This window comes from Pantoea sp. WEP (assembly GCF_041678305.1).
In the GTDB taxonomy this organism is placed as follows: Bacteria; Pseudomonadota; Gammaproteobacteria; order Enterobacterales; family Enterobacteriaceae; genus Pantoea; species Pantoea dispersa.
In genome coordinates this window covers 3,144,852-3,167,644 of the sequence record NZ_JBGNXB010000001.1, presented here as the reverse complement: position 1 = coordinate 3,167,644, position 22,793 = coordinate 3,144,852, and the positions used below count along the sequence as shown (strand labels likewise).

Here is a 22,793-nt window from a genome sequence, read left to right as displayed (position 1 = left end):
TCTGATAAGGCGGTTGCTATGTGCGAATTGCTCGGGATGAGCGCCAATGTCCCCACGGATATCTGTTTCAGTTTTACCGGTCTGGTGCAGCGTGGCGGTGGAACCGGGCCGCACAAAGATGGCTGGGGCATCACCTTTTACGAAGATAAAGGCTGCCGCACGTTTAAAGATCCGCTGCCGAGCTACAACTCGCCGATTGCCCGCCTGGTGCAGGAGTATCCGATCAAGTCGCACTCGGTGGTGGCGCATATTCGTCAGGCCAATCGCGGCCAGGTGTCACTGGAAAATACCCATCCGTTTACCCGCGAACTGTGGGGCCGCAACTGGACTTACGCGCATAACGGCCAGCTAAAGGGCTATCGCCAGCTGGAGACCGGACATTTCCGTCCGGTAGGCGAAACCGACAGCGAAAAGGCGTTTTGCTGGATTCTGCATAAGCTGGCTGAGCGCTATCCGCGCACGCCGGGCAACTGGCCGGCGGTGTTTCGCTATGTGGCGGAACTGGCGACGGAGCTGCGCCAGAAGGGCGTGTTCAATATGCTGCTGTCTGACGGACGCTATCTGATGGCCTTCTGCTCAACCAATCTGTACTGGATTACGCGCCGCGCGCCGTTTGGCAAAGCGAAGCTGCTCGATCAGGATGTGGAGATTGACTTCCTGCAGCAGACCACGCCGAAAGACGTGGTGACGGTGATTGCGACGCAGCCGCTGACCGGTAATGAAACCTGGCACCGCATCGTGCCAGGTGAGTGGGCATTATTTTACCTGGGTGAGCGCCAGGAATGATTTCGACGCCGCTTCCGGCGTGGTCATGACCGGCGTGTTGTTCACCGCATACTGACCGGTTGCCGTCACGTTGACCGTTGGCGGCACGTGGTATTTGGCGAAGTAAGCATAGCCCGGCTGCAGTTCACGCCAGAAGCTGATGTAAGTCGAGTAACGATGACGCTGCATGTTGCTGTCGGTCATGCGGAACGGGAAGATGTTAACCTGCACATCCTGCTGACCGTTACGCAGCGCGGCGTTCACGTAAGTGAAGATCTCGTCCATCGACGCGTTGGTCATGGCATAGCAGCCCACGGACACGCAATCGCCGTGAATCATCAGGTAGTTACCGTTATAGCCTTTGGCGCGATCGTACTGATTCGGGAATCCGGTATTGATGGCGCGATAAAAACGGCTGTCCGGCTTAAGCTGATTCATCTTCACGTTATAAAAGCCTTCCGGACTTTTAAAATCGCCCTGACGACGTTTCGGCCCGAGGCCGCCGGAGAAGTTACAGATGCGATAGCTGTCCAGCAGACGATATTCATTACCGATTTTGCCGTACAGTTCCAGCGTACGCTCTTCCTTGAAGATCTGAATAAATACTGGTGTACCCAGTAATTGTTTCTTTAACTCTTTGCTCACCGGAGCCAGCGGCTGCATTGGCTCAGGCGTCATTGCCCAGCTCAGGAGCGGCATAAGAATCATCGCAAACAATAATGCGATTCTGCCCATTCTGTGTGTACCTTGAAGTGAAGAGGAACGCTGACGCAGTGCGTCACTGTATTGCATTATCGGAAATATCCGCTACCGCAGCGCAACATTATCATTGTCTGGCGTTTAATCAAGCCGGAGTCCGAGAAAATGGTGCAATCCTAAAGGGAATACGACCACAAATTTGTAAACTTTAATCGCACGCGCCACAAATATTGCCGTTGTTTTTCTCTGCTGTATACTTATCCAGTATCCGGAGGGGCGTATGCGCAAAATCATTCATGTCGATATGGACTGCTTTTTCGCGGCAGTGGAAATGCGTGACGATCCTTCATTACGTGATATCCCGATTGCCATCGGCGGCAGCCGCGTGCAGCGTGGGGTGATCAGCACCGCCAACTATCCGGCGCGGAAATATGGCGTGCGCAGCGCGATGCCGACCGCCACGGCGCTGCGCCTCTGTCCCCATCTGAAACTGCTGCCCGGCCGCTTTGATGCCTATAAAGAAGCTTCGCAGCAGATTCGCGCCATCTTTACCCGCTATACGCCACTGATTGAGCCATTGTCGCTGGATGAAGCCTACCTGGACGTCACCGACAGTGAACACTGCCAGGGATCGGCCACGCTGATGGCGCAGGCGATTCGCGCCGATATCCTTCGCGAAACCGGCCTGACCGCGTCCGCCGGCATTGCGCCGATCAAGTTCCTCGCCAAAATCGCCTCAGACATGAACAAGCCAGACGGCCAGTATGTGATCACGCCGCAGGCGATGCCGGACTTTCTGCTGACGCTGCCGCTGAGCAAGATTCCCGGCGTTGGCAAAGTGGCCACCAAAAAGCTCGAAGAGATGGGGCTGCGCACCTGCGCTGACGTACAACAGGCCGATCTGGCGCAGCTGCTGAAGCGCTTTGGAAAATTTGGCCGCGTGCTGTGGGAGCGCAGCAACGGCATCGACGATCGCGACGTGGTGGTGGAGCGCGAGCGCAAATCGCTGGGCGTCGAGCGTACGCTGGGCGAGGACATCCATCACTGGGAGCAGTGTCTGGAGATTATTGATTTTCTTTACGCCGAACTCGACCGCCGTCTCAGCGCGATCCGCCCGGATAAGCAGATTGCGCGCCAGGGCGTAAAGCTGAAGTTCAACGATTTTCAGCTCACCACCCAGGAGCATGTCTGGCCGGTGCTGAATAAAGACGACATGATTGCCGTGGCGCGTCAGGCTTGGGATGAACGCCGCGCCGGACGCGGTGTGCGCCTGGTGGGGCTGCACGTCACGCTGGTAAATCCGCAGCTGGAGCGCCAGCTGGTGCTGGGGTTGTAATGGCTGAGCTGCCGCTGGAAGAGAGCTACAGCGCGGTCGCCTGACGCGGCACCGTTACCGTAAATAAAAAATCCTGCCCGGGGGCAGGATTTTTTTTATCGCAACGGCGTTACGCTTTTTCTGGCACCACGTTCAGCAGCGCGGTCAGCAGTTTCCAGTACAGACCGACGCTGTCGATGTGCACCTGCTCGTCCGGCGAGTGCGGACCGGTGATGGTTGGCCCAATCGATACCATGTCCATGTCCGGATACGGTTTTTTGAACAGACCGCACTCCAGACCGGCGTGAATCACCTGAATGTTTGGCGTCTTACCAAACAGCGCTTCATAGGTCTTACGCGTCAGCGCCATGATGGGCGAGTCGGCATCCGGCTGCCAGCCCGGGTAACCGCCTTTCGGCGCGGTTTTTGCCCCGGCCAGCGCACCCAGCGAAGTCAGGGTTTCGACCACCCAATCTTTACCGGTGTCGATCAGCGAACGAATCAGGCAGATGATCTCGGCGCTGTCCTGCTCCATCGTGACCACGCCGACGTTAAGCGAGGTTTCCACCACGCCTTTCGCCACGTCCGAGTTGCGAATCACACCGTTTGGCGTGCTGTTCAGCAGGTTGATGAAGCGATCGCGGCTGTCTGCGGTCAGCGCCTGGCCCTGATGCGCCAGCGGCTCGCTCAGCACGGTGACGTTCTTCTCTTTACTGCCCAGCTCATTCTGCAGCGTGGCCTGGAAATGGGCGGCAGCAGACTTCAGCGCATCCACTTTATGGCTGTCGATGGCCAGCGTAGCGAACGCCTCGCGCGGAATCGCATTGCGCAGCGTACCGCCGGTGAACTCAATCAGACGGATATCCAGCTCAGCCGCGTGCACGGCAAGGAAGCGCGCCAGCAGCTTGTTGGCGTTGCCGAGACCAAGATGAATGTCCGCGCCGGAGTGGCCGCCTTTCAAACCTTTCAGCGTCAGCTTCAGGGTTTCGAAACCGGCAGGCACGGCCTCGCGGCTCAGCGGCAGGGTAGTGATAAAGTCGATACCCCCGGCGCAGCCCATATAGATCTCACCTTCCTCTTCCGAGTCGGTGTTGATCAGGATGTCCGCCTGCAGCCAGTTTGGCTGCAGACCAAAGGCGCCGTCCATGCCCGACTCTTCGGTCATGGTCAGCAGCACTTCCAGCGGACCGTGAGTCAGGCTGTTGTCCGCCAGCACCGCCAGCGCAGAGGCCATACCGATACCGTTATCCGCACCCAGCGTGGTGCCGCGCGCTTTCACCCACTCGCCATCAACGTACGGCTGAATCGGGTCTTTGGTGAAGTCGTGTACCGTGTCATTGTTCTTCTGCGGCACCATATCAAGGTGCGCCTGCAGCGCCACCGGAGTACGGTTTTCCATGCCTGCGGTAGCAGGTTTACGAATCAGGATATTGCCGACCTGATCGCGTTCAACCCAGAAACCTTGCTCTTTAGCCCAGCCAACAACGTATTCGGCCAGCGCTTCTTCATGGTAAGAAGGGTGCGGAATCGAGCAGATTTTTGCGAAGATATCCCACAGCGGCTGCGGGGAAAGTTGAGACAATTCAGACACAACGCGTCTCCTGTGTCAGCGCGGCGGACATACCGCTCGCACGCGGGTTTCCAGTGAAAGATCGCCGTCAGCACATCTGACGTGATGGGCCAGAGAATATCACTGTTTCCTGCCGGGTGCGCCATCGGGCGCGCTAAAAACCTGCAACCGATGTGACGGGTGCTGGTTTTTAACGCGTCAGATCCTTATAATCTCGCGCAACCTTTTCCCCCTTGCATATTTTTAAGCCAATATCATTGGCCGGGATTCCTTTTATGAGCGAAAAATACGTCGTTACCTGGGACATGCTGCAGATTCATGCCCGTAAACTGGCCCAGCGCCTGCTTCCTGTGGAACAGTGGAAAGGCATCATCGCGGTCAGCCGCGGTGGTCTGGTTCCGGCATCGCTGCTGGCGCGTGAACTGGGGATTCGCTACGTCGATACCGTGTGCATCTCCAGCTACGATCACGATCACCAGCGTGAAATGAAAGTGCTGAAGCGCGCAGAAGGCGACGGTGAAGGTTTTGTGGTCATCGACGATCTGGTGGATACCGGCGGTACCGCGCAGGCGATTCGTGATATGTATCCAAAAGCGCGTTTCTGCACCATCTTCGCCAAGCCGGCTGGCCGCGCGCTGGTGGACGACTACATTGTCGATATTCCGCAGAACACCTGGATCGAGCAGCCGTGGGACATGGGCGTGGTGTACATTCCGCCGATTGTAAAAAGCTGATTGATGCAACGCAAACAACGCCCGGTTATGCCGGGCGTTGTGCTTTCTGCGCCTCGCGCCCGTGCGGCGGGTGCAGTACACTCTTAGCCATCTATGCGACTGCCGCAGGAGAAGCTTAAGATGGCCGAGAAAAATCTCAGCGAAGAACTGTTCAAACCCCGCTTCAAACACCCGGAAACCTCCTCGCTGGTGCATCGCCAGCACCACCCGACGGCGCAGGTGCACAATGCCCTGGAAGGCGATACCCAGCGCGGCTGGTATCGCATGCTGAACAAGCTGCTGTGGACATGGCGCGGCCTGGCGCCGCAGGAGATCAGCGAAGTGCTGGCGCGCATTGCCGTCAGTGAGTTTGAACACACCGACGAAACGCTGCTGGACACGGTGATTGGCTATCGCGGCGGCAACTGGAACTATGAGTGGTCGAAGCAGGCGGCGCTGTGGCAGCAGCGCGCGATGCAGAACGCCGATCACGATGAGGCCGGCCAGCAGTGGCTGCATGCCGCCAGTCTGTACAGCCTGGCCGCGTATCCGTACATTAAAGGTGATGAGCTGGCGGATCAGGCGCAGGTGCTGGCGAATCGCGCTTATGAAGAAGCCACCCAGCGCCTGCCCGGCGAGCTGAAATCCCTGACCTTTCCCATCAGCGGCGGCAGTCCGGTCACCGGCTTCCTGCATATGCCGGCGCAGGCCAGCGCACCGTATCCCACCGTGCTGCTGTGCGGCGGTCTCGACTCGCTGCAGAGCGACCATTACCGGCTGTTTCATGATTATCTGGCACCGCGCGGCATCGCCATGCTGACGCTGGATATGCCGTCGGTGGGTTTCAGCAGCAAATGGACGCTCAATCAGGACACCAGCCAGCTGCATCAGCAGGTGCTGCGCGAGCTGAGCAACGTGCCGTGGATTGACCACACGCGCGTGGCGCTGTTCGGTTACCGCTTTGGCGCCAACGTGGCGACGCGGCTGGCTTACCTTGAGGTGCCGCGTCTGCGCGCGGTGGCGTCGCTCGGGCCGATGGTGCATCACGTGTTTGTCGATGCGCAGCGCCAGCAGCAGCTGCCGGATATGTATATGGACATGCTGGCCAGCCGGCTGGGCATGTCGTCGACCTCCGACAGCAATCTGCGCATCGAGCTCAACCGCTATTCGCTCAAAGTGCAGGGCCTGCTGGGTCGCCGGACGCCGGTGCCGATGCTGGCCGCTTACTGGCCCAACGATCTGTTCAGCCCGGAAGAGGAGGCGCAGCTGATCGTCAACTCCTCGGCGCAGGGCAAGGCGCTGGCGATTCCCGCCACGCCAGTGTTTGCCAGCTTTGATAAGGCGCTCAATCAAATTTGCGACTGGCTGGCAAAACAGTTGCAGCGCTAACTGGCGAAATACGCAGACTCTGCTACAACTTATCTTCGGGAAAATACGTGCGGTGGCGTTTTGCCGCCGCGCTGCGTTTTATACGGTTTATTTGAGGGAGAGAGTTAGCATGACGTTACCGAGTGGTCACCCCCGTAGTCGCCTGCTTAAGCGCTTCACCGAATTGGGGCCGTACATCCGTGAAGGACAGTGTGAAGAGACGCGTTTCTTCTTTGATTGCCTGGCGGCGTGCGTCAACGTCAAACCGGCGCCGGAAAGCCGCGAGTTCTGGGGCTGGTGGATGACGCTGAACGCCTATGAAGATCACTTCACCTACGAATACCACTTCGGCCTGTTTGATAAAGACGGCGACTGGAGCGTGGCCGCCATCAAGGGCAAAGAGAACAATGAGAAAGTGGAGAGCACGCTGCGTAATTTCCACGAGCGCCTGAAAGCCACGCTGCATGAGTTTAAGCTTGATCTCAGGCCCGCGGCGGGGTTCAAAGAAGAGCCGGTTAAACTCAGCGCCTGAACCTGAGCCAGACCTGAATAAGAAAGAGCCGGTGATGAGCCGGCTCTTTTTTTACAGACACAGACAGGGTAATGCTGACGCTTAGAACTGGTAGGTCAGACCGACCGCCACCACGTCATCGCTGTTGATGCCCAGCGGGTTGTTGTCATCCAGCTGGTTGATTTTGTAGTCAACCATGGCCGACATGTTTTTGTTGAAGTAGTACGTCATCGCCACGTCGACATATTTCACGATGTCCGCATCGCCAATGCCTTCAATGTCTTTGCCTTTGCTCTGCACGTAGCCCAGCGATGGACGCAGACCGAAGTCGAACTGATACTGTGCAACTACTTCAAAGTTCTGCGTTTTATTCGCCACGCCGCCTGTGATTGGCGTCATGTTACGGGTTTCAGAGTAGGTCGACGCCAGGTAGATGCTGTTCGCATCATATTTGATGCCCGCGCCCCAGGCTTCCGCTTTGTCACCACGGCCCAGACGGGTCGCCACGTCCTGCGAGTTGGTACGGTCAGCAGAGGAGATCGCACTCATCAGGCTGACACCGCTATCGCCGAGCGTGTAACCCAGTGACGCACCGTAACCGTCGCCGTTCTGCTTAGGAATCTCTGAACGGCCGTTGGCGCTGGTGGAATCGTTCTTGCCCTGATACTGCACCGCGAAACGCAGGCCATCCACCAGACCGAAGAAATTGCTGTTGCGGTAAGTGGCGACGCCAGAAGTACGGCCCAGCATGTAGGTGTCGGTGTAGGCGCTGTCGCCACCGAATTCTGGCAGCACGTCGGTCCATGCCAGCACATCGTAAACCACGCCGTAGTTACGACCGTAATCAACAGAGCCGTAGTTACCAAACTTCAGACCGGCAAAGCCCAGACGGGTTTTGTTACCGATGTTAGCGTCGGTGTTGGTTTCTGCGCGGTTACCCTGGAACTGATATTCCCACTGACCGTAGCCGGTCATCAGGTCGTTAATCTGCGTCTGCCCTTTGAAGCCCAGACGGATGTAAGTTTTGTCGCCGTCAGCGGCTGCGTTGTCGCTGAAGTAGTGCATGCCTTTCACACGACCGTACAGATCCAGTTTGTTACCGTCTTTGTTATAAACTTCTGCGGCTTGAGCGGTTGAGGCCAGAGCCAGCGCGGAAACGATGAGTGCCAGTGTGCTTTTCTTCATTTTGCTATCAATCCCAATGAGTAAAATTTGTTGTACCCGTGAAAAGGTTTGTAAAACACGGGACGTTTTACCGACTGGCAATGAAGGTTTTATGACATTTTTTCTGATTTCTTGTTAATCGCGAACTTTTGGTCTACCCGCTTGTCAGGCGTTTTTTGTGCTTTTCCCCTTGCCGCTGTTGGCTTCCTTGCTGACTCCTGTTAAAACGTCCCTTCGCAGATTTTTTTCTTACATGGCAGGAAAAACATGAGTGGCAGTCAGACCCTGGTGGTCAAATTGGGTACCAGCGTCCTCACCGGCGGATCGCGCCGGCTGAACCGGGCGCATATGGTGGAGCTGGTTCGGCAGTGTGCACAACTGCACGCCGCCGGTCATCGCATTATCATCGTCACCTCAGGCGCGATTGCCGCCGGTCGCGAACACCTTGGTTACCCGGAACTGCCACCGACCATCGCCTCAAAGCAGCTGCTGGCTGCGGTGGGGCAGAGCCGTTTAATCCAGCTATGGGAGCAGCTGTTCTCCATCTACGGTATCCATATCGGGCAGATGCTGCTGACGCGCGCCGACATGGAAGACCGTGAACGTTTCCTCTACGCGCGCGATATGCTGCGCGCGCTGCTCGACAACCATATCGTGCCGGTCATTAACGAGAACGACGCGGTGGCAACCGCGGAAATCAAGGTTGGCGACAATGACAACCTGTCCGCGCTGGCGGCGATGCTCGGCGGTGCCGATAAACTGCTGCTGCTGACCGATCAGCCTGGCCTGTTTACCGCCGATCCGCGTACCAATCCCGAAGCAGAACTGATCAGCGATGTGCATCAGATTGATGATGCGCTGCGCACGCTGGCTGGCGGCAGCGTCTCCGGTCTCGGCACCGGCGGCATGGCCACCAAACTGCAGGCGGCGGATGTTGCCTGTCGCGCCGGCATTGACGTGATCATTGCGGCCGGCAGCCGCGCGGATGTGATCGGGGATGTGCTGCACGGCAAACCAGTGGGGACGCGCTTCCACGCGCAGCAGTCACCGCTGGAAAACCGCAAGCGCTGGATCTTCGGCGCGCCACCGGCGGGCGAGATCACCATAGACGACGGCGCGCTGGCGGCGGTGCTGGAGCGCGGCAGTTCGCTGCTGCCGAAAGGCGTCCGTGACGTGCAGGGCAATTTCTCGCGCGGCGAAGTGATCCGCATTCGTAACCTGCAGGGGCGCGATATCGCCCACGGCGTCACGCGCTACAACAGCGATGCGATGCGCATGATCGCCGGTCATCACAGTCAGGAGATTGGTGAGATCCTCGGTTACGAATATGGCCCGGTTGCGGTGCACCGCGACGATATGATCGTCAGTTAAGGAGCGGATGATGTTAGAACAGATGGGTAAAGCGGCGCGTGAGGCGTCGTACAAACTGGCGGAGCTCTCCACCGAACAAAAAAATCAGGTACTGCTGACCATCGCCGATCGGCTGGAAGCGGAAAGCGCTGACATTCTGGCGGCTAACCAGCAGGATCTGGCCGATGCGCGCACTAACGGCATGAGCGCGGCGCTGCTCGATCGTCTGACGCTCAACCCGCAGCGCCTGAAAGGCATCGCGGATGACGTTCGCCAGGTGTGCCGTCTGGCCGATCCGGTTGGCCAGCTGATCGACGGCGGGCGGCTCGACAGCGGCCTGCGCATTGAGCGACGTCGCGTGCCGCTCGGCGTGATCGGGGTGATCTACGAAGCGCGCCCGAACGTCACGGTCGATGTGGCGTCACTGTGTCTGAAAACCGGCAACGCGGCGATTCTGCGCGGCGGCAAAGAGACCTGGCGCACCAACGCCGCCACGGTGCAGGTGATCCAGAACGCGCTCATTGAACATGGTTTACCGGCAGCAGCGGTGCAGGCGATTGAGAATCCGGATCGCGAACTGGTGAATCAGCTGCTTAAGCTCGATCGCTACGTTGACATGCTGATCCCGCGTGGCGGCGCCGGGCTGCACAAGCTGTGTCGCGAAAATTCCACCATTCCGGTGATCACCGGCGGTATCGGCGTGTGCCATCTCTATCTTGACGAAACCATGGAGACGGACGCCGCGCTGGAGGTGATTGTTAACGCCAAGAAGCAGCGTCCCAGCGCTTGTAACTCGCTGGAAACCCTGCTGATTCATCGCGATCAGGCTGAGCGTTTCATTCCGGCGTTTCTGCAGCGTATGGCGCAGGAGAACATTGCGCTGCACGCCGATGAAAACGTGCTGGCGCGGCTACAGCAGGGCCCGGCCAGCGTGGTGGCGGTGCAGATGCACCAATACGACGATGAGTGGCTGTCGAACGATCTGAACGTCAAGCTGGTGGCGGACCTCGATGAAGCGGTCGCGCACATCCGCGCGCACGGCACCCAGCACTCCGACGGTATTCTGACGCGCAGTATTGGCAACGCCAATCGCTTCGTGAATCAGGTCGACTCATCGGCGGTGTACGTCAACGCCAGCACCCGCTTTACCGACGGCGGCCAGTTCGGTCTCGGCGCTGAAGTGGCGGTCAGTACGCAGAAACTGCATGCGCGCGGTCCGATGGGCCTCGAAGCGCTCACCACCTACAAATGGATTGGCTGGGGCGACGATACCCTGCGCCGTTAGTTTTCTCTCCGGCATCATAATGGGCACCTGACGCGGTGCCCTTTTTGATCGCTTTCGATCCAGTTATTTCCAGAGCTTTTCGTTTTATTCCTGTCATCTGTGGCGCGCCCGCGGCTTTTCGCCCATTTTTTGCTGTGGGTGCTGGTCTCAGCGTTACAGAACAATCCTGAAAACCCCTGTCAGAACAAGCTGTCAGAGATTCATTACTGGTTTCCACCAGGGCGAAGAGGATAATGATCGTCCAGCTTTATTGATAAAAGCGGTTGGGTAGTAAACTAGCGGTAATATAAAATGAACTGGTAGCAAAAATGAAAATAACATTCAGTCTTTTACTGATGGCAGACTATTAACTGATGGTTAAAAAAGAGAGTACGAGACAAGCTTTTACTGCCAGGCTGATTGCCGCATGCGAGAGCGCGGGAATTGTCGGACATGGACGGAACAAACAGGTCGCTCAGGCACTGCAACAACGGGGATGCAGGATCTCAACTCCAGGGGTCTGGAAATGGTTTAACGCGCAATCCATTCCGGATGACAGTAATCTGCTGGCGCTCAGCCAGCTGTTAGGCGTGCGCGTGGAGTGGCTGCAGTTCGGCATGGAAAAACCGGATGTGGCGCTTGCCCGTCAGCGCCTGATTGATCCGCAGCACATGTTCCGCGTCGAAAGCCTGGATATCGGGCAACGCAGCGCACAGGGTATTGTCGCGCGCGACGAACTTGTCGAGACCATTCAGGCGATTGAATACGGTCTGGATGAGGCGCGCGTGCTGTTTAACGGCCGCCCGGCCGAAAATATCCGGCTGATTGCCCTGAACAGTGACTCCATGGCCGGTACTTTTGCACCGCGCGATCAGCTGTTTGTCGATATCAGCGTGCACCGCTTCGACGGCGACGGCATCTACCTGTTTAATCTCGACAACCAGCTCTACCTCAAGCGGCTGCAGTTACAGCACAAGAAGGTGGCGGTGATCTCCGACAACAAACGCTACGAGACCTGGTATCTGACGCTGGACGAAGCGGCGTCGCTGCAGGTGATTGCCCGCGTCATCATGAGCCAGGCGCGTGACTATCAGATTCTGGGCTGAACAGCAGTGCGTTAACCGGCAAAAAAATAATCCGGCTGAAATCAAAAATTTAACTGTCGGTAAATAAAAAATTAACTGTCAGTGTTTGCCAATGCATTAGAACCTGTTAATAATTTGACCATAGATGGACGACATCTCTGCTCCCGGACGAGCCCGCTCTTAAACAATTGAGGCGCTGCACAAGCGCGAGACAACCCACCCAAAGTCAGTGAATTTTGGGATGGGGTGGATACGCACTTAGCAGCGTCGTCAGTTGTCCTCTGCTTTCACTCTCCTCTGCTTATACCTGGCCGTTTTTTACGGCCGGGCAAGCCAGTTGCGGGTGATTGCAGAGGGGCCACGGACGTCCCGGTCTGTGCCGAATCGCCGTGCTCACCACCCCATCGCCAAAGACTCATTCACAGGAGGAGTTATGGCGATTATTCAATATGGCAAATCAGTCTTTAGCGGAAACGCGCGCACCCGTCGCCACCGGCGGCGTCAGCCGCTCAGCCGCCTGAAGCGCAGCATCGACAGTGCCCTGGGCCTGGAGTGTGATGAGATCACCCTGCGCACCGCCGAGCGCATCTGCCAGCGGGAAATCCGCTCCCGGGTAGACCGCGCAGTACTGGCGCCCACCCGGCCCTGCAACGACAACCCCAGCTTTGATAACTGCTGTTTGCCCCACGTTCATCTGTATGCCGTGCGTTAATTCTCTGCTGTTTTCCCAGTTCTGAACGGAACGTTTCACCTTCCCTCACTGTTTAGTTGCGCTTGAGCGTTGCGCTTAACGGCTGCCTGTCGCCCGGCGCAACCGATCAGCGAGGTTTATGTGTTGTGGTTATTTGCGCAGCTTTTCATGCCGTTGCGCCCGTCAAAGAGGAACCGTTATGAGCCAAATCATTGCCATTTTGAATTTCGAAGAGGGATACCGCGAAGCGCCTTACCTCGACACGCAGGGATTTCCCACCGTTGCGGGCGGTATTCGCATCGGGCCGAAAGGCGCGTCGCTCAGCCACTATATCTTCCGCGTGCCGCGCCGCGTTGGCGACGTGTGGAAGCAGTGCATCGTTGAGGGCAAGGTGCAGGAGATGCAGCAGCGCGCACTGGTGCAGCAGGCACTGAGTCAATGCAATGAGGCGCGCAGCGATGTGCTGATCAGCATGGCCTACCAGATGGGCGTCGACGGTCTGGCGCTGTTTCGCGGCATGCTCACCGCGGTGACGCAACGCGATTTCGACGCGGCGGCGAACGCCATGCTCGACAGCCTGTGGGCGCGGCAAACTGCGGGGCGCGCCCGGCGTCATGCCGAAGTGATGCGCACGGGCACCTATGACATCTACAGGGGGCTGTTATGAACATGCGCTGGCTGTTGTTCGTTATCGCCGTGCTGGCGGCCATCATCCTGCTGCTGTTGCTGCAGCGCTTCACCACGCTGGAGTTTGTTAAACACGCGCGCCTGCTGTTTAAAACCTGGTCGGTGTGGCTGGCGTCGCTGGGTTCGATGCTCAGCGCCTGGGTGCAGTCGTTTCCCTCGTCAGCGCTGGATGCATGGAACGCGCTGCCGGCGGATATCAAAGAGATCCTGCCGCACAACTATCTCGGCCTGATCGGCGCCTTCATGGTGGCGATGGGCGTACTGGCGCAGTTCGTGCGTCAGAAGAACCTGGTGGAGCAGAGAAAAACGCTGGAGGACAAACCATGAGCTTTCTTCTTTCTCAGCTTGCCGGCAGCTGGCACTGGCTGGCGGCGATTGGCGGTGTGATTGCCGCGCTGATTGCCAGCTACGCCGGTGGCAAAAAAATCGGCAAGGTGCAGCAGCAGGCGAAAGCTGATGTTGCGCAGGCCGAAAAGACCGCCGCGCAGGCGGTTGAAGTTAATCAGCAGCAGCAACAGCTGCGTGAGGAGGCCAGACGTGTGGAAACCCGCAACGGTAATCTTGATGACGCTGCTGCTCGTGACAAGCTGCAGCAGTCGAAATACCACCAACCCTGAGGCGCCCGTCGTTATCGACTCCGCCTGTTCGTTATTTTCCCCGATTTACACCCACGGCAATGACGCCGAACGCATGGACATTCGCACCGTGCGCGCCATCAACAACCACAACGATCTCTGGGACCAGCACTGCCGCCCGGCGGCGCACTGACGCTGTTCTCTCGCTTTGTATTGCAAACCTGAAATGCCGAGGAGGCTAAGATGATCGAAGTTAACTCTTTTGCTGAACTGCGTACCACTGTGCCGGCCAAAAACGGCGATCTGGCGTTCCTGCGCCGCTACAACCCGGACTCCACCTTCCGTGGCGGTGGGGATTTCACCGGCTTTATCGGCACCACTACGGCCGCCGATGACGGCGGTACGCTGGCGGTCGGCAATGGCTTTTACTGGAAACGCGTGATCAACGATCCGGCCGACGTCAACGTCTACCACTTCGGCGCGAAAGGTGACGGTTACGCTAACGATACCGACGCCTTTAACCGCATGCTGGCGTGGACGCAGGGTTACAGCGGTAATATCCGTGACCTGCCGGTGCGTTTCCCGGGCGGTAAATTCCTGATTAACCCGATCGACATCAGCGCTACCGAGATCGCCTTTTTTGGTCTGCAGGGGGATGACGTGGAGCTGGGTTCGCTGCCGCGCACCACCATCATCTCCGACAAAAGTGCCAACACGGTGTTCAAAGTGAAGGCACGGCGGACCGCGATCAAAGGCATCACCTGGCACGGTCAGGCATCGGCCGACGTCACCACCAACAAAGGTACCATTACCGCCGAGATGTGTACCAACGTGCAGCCGTTCTTCGAAAACACCTGCATCGAAGGCACCACGTTAAATATTTACTGTTTCCGCGCGCAAAACAGCGGCGGCACGGTGATTAAAGCGCTGGATACGCTCGACAGTAAATTTGACCAGATCTACACGCTGTGGACCTATGGCCGGGTGTTTGACATTGGCTGGTCGAACTCGCCAAACGGCAAGTGGGACCACTCAACGGCTATCGAGATCTGCAACTGTAACTTTCAGACCGGCTACGGCGACGCCACGCTGTACATGCCGCGCGTGACGCAGGGCATCATGCGTAACGTGTGGATTGAGCACACGCGTAATCCGGGCGATCTGTCGGACGGTGCCTGGAGCATTGATACGCTGAACATTGAGGATTGCGGCACGCCGTTCAATCTCAATAATGCGCGCGTCATCATGCGCCAGATTGGCCTGCAGTCCGGAGCGAAGATCTCGAACGATATGGCCGGCACGCGCTGGCTGTCGACCTTTGACTACGGCTATCGTCGTGAAGAGCATCACGGCACGCTGATCACCGGCTCATTCCGCGCGGGCTACTACAGCGGCCACAAAGTCACCAACAACACCGACACTGATAACTGGTATCGCCTCGGCCAGCTGTTCTTCCCGACGGCGAATCAGCAGTGGGTGATGGAGCTGATTGGTAAAGCCGACGCCACCCAGCCAACCGGAACGGCCGCTTCGCCGGTCAATCTGGCGGGCACCGGGAAAACGTGGATTAACCTGCAGCGGCTGGAAACGGTATGGGCTGACGCCTGCCATATGGGGCAGCCGGCGGTGCTGGATATTCGCTACAGCCGCGTCGGCACCACGTATGCCGTGGTGTGGGTGAAGCTGCGCGCCAACAGCGGCGACACGCTGATTAACCTGAAGACCACCGGTCCGACGCGTTTTGAAGCCGGCTCCTGCTCGCTGTTCCAGCCTGACTTCTCGGTGGTGACGGATACCACCAAAATGGGCACCCTCAAACCGGCGGCGCGCTTTGGCCTGCACAATGGCGTCGCGGGTATTGGGGCTAACGAGAAAGGCGTGCTTACCGTCGCGACGGCAGCAGGTACGCCGACCAATAAAACCACGCCGACGGGCTTTGTGCTGGTCAATATCAACGGTGTCGATCGTAAGCTTCCTTATTACGATTGAGGCCAGCACCTTTTGGCGAGGCTGCGGCCTCGCCTTTTTTTGTGCCTGGCGCGAGAGGGCGCTGTTCGCGGCGTTTTTTCCGCGTCAAAACTAAGGCCAGCCCGGGTGATGCTGAAAAACGCAGCACTTAACCGGCACCATCTTGACTCATCCCCCCGATTTTTCTATGTTTACTCCCCGTAGTTCCCGCCTCAATGCCGGTATAGCTCAGTTGGTAGAGCAGCGCATTCGTAATGCGAAGGTCGTAGGTTCGACTCCTATTATCGGCACCATCTTTTCTCGTAAAATCATCAGGTTACTATTGCAGAGTTTTGCTTTGTTTAACACTAATGTGCAATTTTGCGCGTTGTAGGTGTGGCAAAATTGTGGCAAGTCCAGTGAGATTGTTTGTGGCTCAATGCAAGGGTATGCTAACAGCACGTGTTACCTTTTAGCTCCCGCCTATCTTGCCTTTTGAGCAATATTACTACTTTGATGGTTTCTGGTTACGGATGTTGTCAGTCCAGTTCGCAGCCAGCACGGTTTGACCTAAAGGATGTTATTACAATAACCTACGCAGGCATTCAAACACGTTTAGTCTGCCATTTAGGTTATTGCATTCACTTGACGACCCATTTGCATTTCACTTAGTCATATCTAACAAAAAAATGCATCCGATACCCTACTATTGACAGGCAGCTTTGAGCGATCTGCTGACATTACCAGCATAGTGGCGTATTAATCATCTAGGAGCAGGTCACAATCTCAGCCATCAAGCTCTGGACTAACCCAACTGCGAAACGCTGCAGACTAACAAGACCATCTTCGTCGTCCTCGCCGTAGAAACGTTTGAAGGCAACCGATCGCACCTTCTCATAGTCTTCACCATGTTCATCGCCTCCAAAACGCTTGGCGAGCGCCGCCAGCACGTACTTCAAAGACTCTTGGTCCTCCTCTGAACGAATAGAGCTATGACTTCGCTAGAGACAAAGTCGCTTACTTAGCTTCACTGTTTCGATGTTGCAACTCACATATTTTTAACTTTCAGAATGTGTTACCCAATAGTTCGTGCTAATGCTACTATTTGTATTCAATCGGATTAATGATGTTGTTACGCGAGTCCATTGAACTAAACATAAGGGAGTATATGGGGTTAGCTGAAACATTAGTTAGTATTCCACAGTCTGAAAGAGGCGGTGAGATTGCTCAACGTGGGTTTGACTATCAAACTTGCTGGGCTTTATCTCAAATGCTGGAATATGAACTAGATGAAAAGAACTATGTGTTTATCTTCGAATATCATGATGATGTTCTTATTCTTGATGACGAAGTTTCTCCAACACAACTCACATTTGCTCAAGTAAAAACAAGAGAGAAACACTGGACTGCATCCACTCTTAGTAATAGCACCAAGAAGAACCCAATATCTATCATCGGTAAGTTATTTATTCATCAAAAGAATTTCGCCGAATATTCACCCAAGCTCCTTTTTGTTACTAATGCTTCTTTCAATCTATGTGAGGAAAACGGTGGTAAGTCTTGTTTTGGTGCAAATGAAGTCAAAGTGGAGTATCAGACGAGCTTTAAGAAAGCAATCAAAGATCAAGTAAAGCTTGATGACTCCAGTATCGATCTTTCTGTTATGCGTTTCGTTCAATCCTCATTAAGCCTAGATGACCACATTACACATCTAAAAGGTAAACTATGCGATTTCCTTAGCAAGAAGTTTGGCGATAGCATTAGCCTGAGTGTTAATGCATTAGCTTCTTTGCTTGAACAGGCGTGTCGAGAAAAATCCAAGGTAAAATCCGCAGATATTATTAATTTTCCTGAACTTATTTCACGAAAGGGTTTCTCATCAGAAGCATTGAATGGTGTGCTTGATTCCTTGAATGCAAGTAATAGTTTAAAGCCTGATTGGGACAAAGCTAGTCCCCTATTCAATGATCTTGGCAAAACATCGCTTCAGCTCATTATCCTGCAAGCCATGTTCTCACAAGTTTGCATCGACCTTAACCAAAACAAAAAAAATCCTTCGACTGTATATCTAGAATATGCAATTAGCCTTTACGATGAGGCGAGTGCTCACTCGGATTTGAAATTATATCTAACTGAAACCATGTACAAAATTGATGCACTTTGTCCAGATTATGCATTGACTTTAAAGTCAGGGAAGAAAGAATGCATAGTTATTTACTCAATAATCCAGAAGCTCTTAGAGGGAAGTGAATAATGAAAAGCATATACTTTAAAAGTGCTCATATATTATCCCTTCGCGATAAGAAAGGATTCTCCTTCAAGTTCTCACCTGATATTAATATCATTACAGGTGAGAACGACACAGGTAAGTCTAGCTTTATTAAGAGCTTATATCATACATTAGGTGCTGATGTTCGACTGGATAAAAAGTGGAAAGAAGATAACTTTGTTTCAAAAGTTGTTATTTGTGTTAATAATCGTGACTATGCGTTTCTTCGTCACGAAAAACGTATTTCCATTTTCGATATAACAGCAGGACAAGAGCATCACTTAGTGACCTCTAGCTCTCGTGCAGAGATTGCATTAGCTGTGCGTGATGTCTTTGATTTCAATTTGGAGCTTGTGACTAAAACTAATTTGGTTCAGGGACAAGCACAACCAGCAAGTCTTTATCTCCCTTACTATATTGATCAAGATAACGGTTGGGGGAAAGTTTTAGATTCATTTAGCAGTTTGGCTATGTATGAGGACTGGCAAAAAAATATCTTGAATTTTCATACTGGTGTAAAACCAAAGGAGTACTATACTTTACAAGGAAAGATTAATTTAATTGATATCGATCTTGTTGAAATCCGAACGACGTTAAAAGCTCTAAAGAGAGCTAAAAAGCGATTCGAAGAGTCATTTGGAAGAGTACTTTTCGATGTGGATGTAAAATATTATGAAGAGCTGCTGGAACGTTTCCTTCGTAAGTGCCAAGACTTACATCAAGAAGAAACAGAATACAGAATTAAGCTCATAAAAATATTATCTCTACGAGATCAATTAGTAACAGAAATAGAGGAATCAAAAAGACAGCTCGATGAAAATGATATAGATTCTTTGCTACCATCGGCAGGCTTAGAAGCAAGATATGTAGTACTTGAGAATAAAGAAAAGCTATTGCAAATCATACCAAAGTTGTATGAGGAAAAATCTGTATATGATGATCAACTCTCTAAAATTAAAGAAGATTTGAAACAGGCTATAAGCTTAAGCTCAGAACTCAAAAACATGCTTCTGGAAGTCAAAGAGCAACTGACTCTTCAAGACGTTATTAAGTCTCAAGCAAGTAAGCAGGTTGAGGTAACTTTCGATGAGCAAATTAACGAATTACTGCTAAAAATAGGCGAATTGGATGTTGCTAGAACTCAGCTTTCAAAAGAAATAGCAAAGTTCGAAGATAAAAAGCGAGCAAAAGAAATCAATGATAAGTTTAAAGAGTCACTGAAGTTTGCGCAAACTGAGTTAGGTATCAAAGATCCTAAAGTTGGAACTATTCTTCAATATGGTCCGATTTCTAAGAGCGAAACAGGGAGCCGTGCTCCAAGATCAATATTGGCTTATCACTATGCTCTTCTAAAAACAATAGAAGATAAATCGACAAGTCCTATGCTTCCAGTAGTAATTGACTCGCCTAAACAACAAGATCCAGATCCGCGTACAACAAAAAAGTTATTCGATTTATGTATTAATGGTTTATCAACTAATAGCCAGCTAATTATCGGCTCAGTTTCATTTGAAAGAGAAACGAATCAGTTTAAAACACTTATTATGACTGAAAAATACAGTCTGCTAAAATCAGAGCTTTACAATCAGGTTTATCAAGAGATTATGCCTCTTTATGAACGAGCTGCGTTATCATAATCTGATCATTTATATGGGAACACGCTCATCACTATGAGTGTGTCTCCTCATAGTTACGCTAGCTATCAATTAAATTAGCCTATTCAATTGACCAGCTCTTCATTGATCAACAATAAGTGCTATTAGCTACTTCAGCTTTCGGCACAGAGCGGACGAGATGGCTGGTTTGAAGGTCCGCTGTGAGCGAAGAGCGGAACTACGCGATTAATCTCGCAGTCAAATAGTTGCATTACTCACATTACGGCGTATTAATCAATGGAAAGCAGATCAATAAGAACAGAAATAAACATTCCAAGCATTACTACAAGTCTGACATTAGAGCCAAACACATAATCCGTTCCCAGTGATTCACAAAAGGCGAATTATTGATTATTGTTTGAAATATAAGGTCTTTAGCAGCATTTTTATCTACGGAGATTGGTAGTACTGAGTTATATAGAGCTAAAAGCACAACTAACCTCGCACCAGCTTCTTTAGAGTATCTTAAAGATAAATCAAAATCGTTAAAATGTTTTTCCACTCTTTGTTTATGTGCATTATCCCAATCAGCAGGTGGCGAAACAAAATACTCAATAACTCCAGGCTCATCATTTTTGCCAACCAAGTATCTAGCCGATATCCACTGTTCATCATAATAACGGCTATCGTCTAAATAGGGATGTATTATCTGTTCTGCTTCATTTCTTGCAAAAGCTTCCCCTTTACCATCCATATTACAATCTCGACAAGCTGGCACAAGATTAACAGGCAATATAGAAAACTGAGGATAGTGAGCTTTAGGCAAATAATGATCTAAATTTCGAGGGCGCCCAATCCCACCACAAAATGGGCATTTTTCATTAGCAGCTGTCATCAGGGCATCATAAATAGTCCGAGCAGGCTTTTTCTTCCCAACAACATAATTTCCATAAAGCTTAACAAAGTCAGATTTCTTTAACCGACCTACAACAATAGGGTCTTCCTCATTTTTTATTTGCAGTGGTTGTATTGTATAAAGTTCACCAGTTAATGCCGATGCATTGTATGAAGCTGCCAATGTTCGCAAATCAGTTATTGCTTCATTCACTTTCAGCAACAAGCCCGGATTACCAGTTATGCCTTCGCGGCAGCTAGTCAGCATATCGGCATATGTATAAGCAGGTTGTTTAAGTTTTAACATCACTTAACACTCCGATCTCTGTGTGTGACAAGCGCTTTTAATAGAGCTCGGGCTTCAACACCAAGCTGGTTACGATACTCATCGACTATATCCTCATATGTTCCACCTGACTTAACAGATTGGACTAATAAATCGTGAAAACCGGATTTAACTACTTCAAGACCAAATACCTCTCTTGTTAAGATTCCTACATTCTCACCAAATGTTTCAATGTCTGGCCTGCGAGATTCGGTAGACAATCTTGAACGATTGATTTTCCAAACACATCGTTTAGGGACCTCTTGAAGTACCACAGGTGAGTGAGTTGCAATAATAGAAACACCATTTCTATCAAGTAGCAAATCAGACAGTGCACGAATAAAAGCAGACAGCAACGGTGGATGAAGATGGCTCTCTGGTTCATCAATTAGCACTAACGTTTTTTCTTCCACCGTTGCAACTAAACGTGTAAGTGTTAATAACACTACCGCATGACCGGAGCTCATTCTTTTTATACGTTTCCGTGCATTACTAACGAGCATCTCACCATTATATCCTGCTAGATTTTTCAGCTCCATGCTTGCAAAATTTTCATCAGACTCCAAAGTATCAATAGCCTGCAGCCATCTTTCACGCTTAGGAATCTGGCTAAAGCATAGCGTCAAAGCTTGTAGAAAGTCTTCATGAATATCATTTAGTCCTTTCAGCGACTCTCCTTTTTTTTTCAAACCTATATAGAAGTAGCAAGTTCCCTTTGATGGATCAGGCTGTTCACTTGGTGGCTCGAATGGATCGAATGCGCTAAATGACACAGAGACTAAACTACTAAAGTAATCATTATCAATCGGATCATCACTCCACCCCTCCAGATCATAAAATTTTGCATTCGACGTACCTTTACTGGTAACAGCTTCAATCATTCCGTTTAGAATTGTCGTTTTCCCTACACCATTACGACCTATGATCGCGTGAATATTGGTGCTTGGTTTTTCTCCTACTTTCACCTTAAATGATAATTCGATATCGGAAATCTTGTCTTGTGCAGGGCGAATGAACTTGAACTCAAAATTAGTCAGTGGATTCTTTCCCTCAAGTACTCGCGCAAACTGCCCTTTAATAACAGACAAGCTAACATACCGAAGCAAAGACGTTTTAAAGACCTCCTCATCCTTAACAAGATCTATAAGTTCTGGCGCATAAGCAATATCTTTGAGCGCCTCAAGTAATGAAACTTTGACGGATTCTGGTAAATTCGAAATTTTCTGATAATAGTCGACATCCTGACCAACGGAAAAATATCCTTCTGGGAGAATTCTAAACCTGCTTCCTAACGTGGAGTAAGTTGATTTTTCAGTAGTTTGTCCTTGAAAGCCAATCTTGACATTCCCAATATCATGCCGTTCACCTTTCTGATCAAACAGATACATGTAAAACATTGTAATGAATGAAAAGTCATTCCAACGATCCACATGCAGGTAAGCCGTACTAATACCTGCGGCAGGAATACGTTGCTCTCGGGGTACAATAATGATTTCCATATAATTTCCGAAAACCTTTTTTGTTTAGATTCACCTAATTATATCAAAAACAACAACAGATGTGTAAATATCTGCTGCGAGAAATTTAAATATACAAGAAAAATCAAGAATTGTTTTTGCGGTTACGCTACTAATTAAAAGAAGTATCTTCAGGAGTTCTAATTATTAGTTGAAATAATTTACATATGAGCCGCAGTTGGACTTTTGACATAATAAGATTCTAGCAAAGGCAGCTTCTGGCCAAAAGCAGTCTTTCGGGTTTAAGACCTACAGCCTGACACTTCCGAATCTAAGTGGTCGAATTTTATTAGTGATGGTGGAGTAATCTGCAAATGGGTAGTCAAGTCAAATGGAACTATGTATCCATTAGTATTTGCGGCTAATTAGATGTATGATATTAACGTCTAATGTAGGAATGTTCCATTCAGGCCAGAGCGTCAAACAAAGTCCGAATTTACCAGTCGGGCTTCTTTATGTCGGTTTTCAGTGTCGCCTGTACCACGGCTA

At 52.0% G+C, this 22,793-nt stretch carries 22 protein-coding genes and 1 tRNA gene; 17 read left to right on the top strand and 6 right to left on the bottom strand.

Annotated features, from left to right (window positions below; all coding sequences use genetic code 11):
* The first annotated feature begins 18 nt into the window (after nt 1-18).
* A complete protein-coding gene (locus ABVR31_RS14880; RefSeq protein ID WP_127833720.1) occupies nt 19-786 on the top strand; it encodes a class II glutamine amidotransferase in 768 nt (255 codons plus the stop codon).
* Here the strand turns inward: ABVR31_RS14880 and dpaA are convergent.
* A complete protein-coding gene (gene dpaA, locus ABVR31_RS14875; protein ID WP_021507282.1) occupies nt 757-1,500 on the bottom strand; it encodes a peptidoglycan meso-diaminopimelic acid protein amidase in 744 nt (247 codons plus the stop codon). The two genes, ABVR31_RS14880 and dpaA, sit on opposite strands and share 30 nt — an antisense overlap.
* A 244-nt stretch (nt 1,501-1,744) precedes the next feature.
* On the opposite strand from dpaA, the gene dinB reads away from it, so the two are divergent.
* Nucleotides 1,745-2,800: a DNA polymerase IV gene (gene dinB, locus ABVR31_RS14870; RefSeq protein ID WP_058758014.1), complete on the top strand. Its 1,056-nt coding sequence runs from the start codon at nt 1,745-1,747 to the stop codon at nt 2,798-2,800.
* A gap of 109 nt (nt 2,801-2,909) precedes the next feature.
* Here the strand turns inward: dinB and pepD are convergent, their stop codons facing one another.
* Nucleotides 2,910-4,370 carry a beta-Ala-His dipeptidase gene (gene pepD / locus ABVR31_RS14865; RefSeq protein ID WP_058776015.1) on the bottom strand — a complete coding sequence of 487 codons (1,461 nt, stop codon included), beginning with the start codon at nt 4,368-4,370 and terminating at the stop codon, nt 2,910-2,912.
* A gap of 254 nt (nt 4,371-4,624) precedes the next feature.
* Here pepD and gpt point away from each other — a divergent pair, with 254 nt between their 5' ends.
* From gpt to crl, 3 genes are all read left to right on the top strand, one after another.
* Nucleotides 4,625-5,083 (top strand): xanthine phosphoribosyltransferase, encoded by a 459-nt coding sequence (gene gpt / locus ABVR31_RS14860; protein ID WP_021507279.1) that lies wholly within the window; start codon nt 4,625-4,627, stop codon nt 5,081-5,083.
* Nucleotides 5,084-5,203: 120 nt separating this feature from the next.
* On the top strand, nt 5,204-6,451 hold the full coding sequence (gene frsA / locus ABVR31_RS14855; protein ID WP_127833722.1) for an esterase FrsA: 1,248 nt from the start codon (nt 5,204-5,206) through the stop codon (nt 6,449-6,451).
* A gap of 109 nt (nt 6,452-6,560) precedes the next feature.
* A complete protein-coding gene (crl, locus tag ABVR31_RS14850) occupies nt 6,561-6,962 on the top strand; it encodes a sigma factor-binding protein Crl (protein ID WP_021313042.1) in 402 nt (133 codons plus the stop codon).
* 81 nt (nt 6,963-7,043) lie between these two features.
* Here crl and ompC read toward each other — a convergent pair whose 3' ends face one another.
* Nucleotides 7,044-8,126 carry a porin OmpC gene (gene ompC, locus ABVR31_RS14845; RefSeq protein WP_021507277.1) on the bottom strand — a complete coding sequence of 361 codons (1,083 nt, stop codon included), beginning with the start codon at nt 8,124-8,126 and terminating at the stop codon, nt 7,044-7,046.
* Nucleotides 8,127-8,372: 246 nt separating this feature from the next.
* On the opposite strand from ompC, the gene proB reads away from it, so the two are divergent.
* The 10 genes from proB (at nt 8,373) to ABVR31_RS14795 (ending at nt 16,018) form a co-directional block, all read left to right on the top strand.
* A complete protein-coding gene (gene proB / locus ABVR31_RS14840) occupies nt 8,373-9,476 on the top strand; it encodes a glutamate 5-kinase (protein ID WP_088517013.1) in 1,104 nt (367 codons plus the stop codon).
* A gap of 10 nt (nt 9,477-9,486) precedes the next feature.
* A complete protein-coding gene (gene proA, locus ABVR31_RS14835) occupies nt 9,487-10,740 on the top strand; it encodes a glutamate-5-semialdehyde dehydrogenase (RefSeq protein WP_372774056.1) in 1,254 nt (417 codons plus the stop codon).
* Nucleotides 10,741-11,093: 353 nt separating this feature from the next.
* On the top strand, nt 11,094-11,825 hold the full coding sequence (locus ABVR31_RS14830; protein WP_031279669.1) for a S24 family peptidase: 732 nt from the start codon (nt 11,094-11,096) through the stop codon (nt 11,823-11,825).
* Between the two features lie 412 nt (nt 11,826-12,237).
* Nucleotides 12,238-12,516 carry a hypothetical protein gene (locus ABVR31_RS14825; protein ID WP_021507273.1) on the top strand — a complete coding sequence of 93 codons (279 nt, stop codon included), beginning with the start codon at nt 12,238-12,240 and terminating at the stop codon, nt 12,514-12,516.
* A 178-nt stretch (nt 12,517-12,694) separates the two neighbouring features.
* Complete coding sequence (locus tag ABVR31_RS14820) at nt 12,695-13,162, top strand: glycoside hydrolase family protein (protein ID WP_021507272.1); 468 nt, start codon at nt 12,695-12,697, stop codon at nt 13,160-13,162.
* Nucleotides 13,163-13,164: 2 nt separating this feature from the next.
* Complete coding sequence (locus ABVR31_RS14815) at nt 13,165-13,509, top strand: hypothetical protein (protein ID WP_031279668.1); 345 nt, start codon at nt 13,165-13,167, stop codon at nt 13,507-13,509.
* The gene (locus ABVR31_RS14810; protein WP_058769339.1) at nt 13,506-13,799 is read left to right on the top strand and encodes a hypothetical protein; all 294 of its coding nucleotides are present in this window, start codon (nt 13,506-13,508) and stop codon (nt 13,797-13,799) included. Before ABVR31_RS14815 ends, ABVR31_RS14810 begins: the two co-directional genes overlap by 4 nt.
* Complete coding sequence (locus ABVR31_RS14805; RefSeq protein WP_125310414.1) at nt 13,747-13,950, top strand: hypothetical protein; 204 nt, start codon at nt 13,747-13,749, stop codon at nt 13,948-13,950. Before ABVR31_RS14810 ends, ABVR31_RS14805 begins: the two co-directional genes overlap by 53 nt.
* A gap of 50 nt (nt 13,951-14,000) precedes the next feature.
* On the top strand, nt 14,001-15,746 hold the full coding sequence (locus tag ABVR31_RS14800; RefSeq protein WP_021507268.1) for an amylovoran biosynthesis protein AsmF: 1,746 nt from the start codon (nt 14,001-14,003) through the stop codon (nt 15,744-15,746).
* 196 nt (nt 15,747-15,942) lie between these two features.
* Nucleotides 15,943-16,018: transfer RNA gene (locus ABVR31_RS14795), tRNA-Thr, on the top strand.
* A 453-nt stretch (nt 16,019-16,471) separates the two neighbouring features.
* Here ABVR31_RS14795 and ABVR31_RS14790 read toward each other — a convergent pair.
* Entirely contained in the window at nt 16,472-16,654 is a 183-nt protein-coding gene (locus ABVR31_RS14790) for a hypothetical protein (protein WP_372774053.1), read from the bottom strand.
* Between the two features lie 218 nt (nt 16,655-16,872).
* Here ABVR31_RS14790 and ABVR31_RS14785 point away from each other — a divergent pair, with 218 nt between their 5' ends.
* Together ABVR31_RS14785 and ABVR31_RS14780 are read left to right on the top strand one after the other, a co-directional pair.
* Nucleotides 16,873-17,958: a DUF4297 domain-containing protein gene (locus tag ABVR31_RS14785; RefSeq protein ID WP_372773317.1), complete on the top strand. Its 1,086-nt coding sequence runs from the start codon at nt 16,873-16,875 to the stop codon at nt 17,956-17,958.
* A complete protein-coding gene (locus tag ABVR31_RS14780; RefSeq protein ID WP_032237310.1) occupies nt 17,958-19,610 on the top strand; it encodes an ATPase AAA in 1,653 nt (550 codons plus the stop codon). Before ABVR31_RS14785 ends, ABVR31_RS14780 begins: the two co-directional genes overlap by 1 nt.
* A 301-nt stretch (nt 19,611-19,911) precedes the next feature.
* Here ABVR31_RS14780 and ABVR31_RS14775 read toward each other — a convergent pair whose 3' ends face one another.
* Nucleotides 19,912-20,769, bottom strand: coding sequence for an HNH endonuclease (locus ABVR31_RS14775; protein ID WP_372774051.1), 858 nt, complete (start codon nt 20,767-20,769; stop codon nt 19,912-19,914).
* Nucleotides 20,769-22,286 carry an AAA family ATPase gene (locus tag ABVR31_RS14770; RefSeq protein ID WP_000402610.1) on the bottom strand — a complete coding sequence of 506 codons (1,518 nt, stop codon included), beginning with the start codon at nt 22,284-22,286 and terminating at the stop codon, nt 20,769-20,771. Before ABVR31_RS14770 ends, ABVR31_RS14775 begins: the two co-directional genes overlap by 1 nt.
* Nucleotides 22,287-22,793 lie beyond the last annotated feature (507 nt).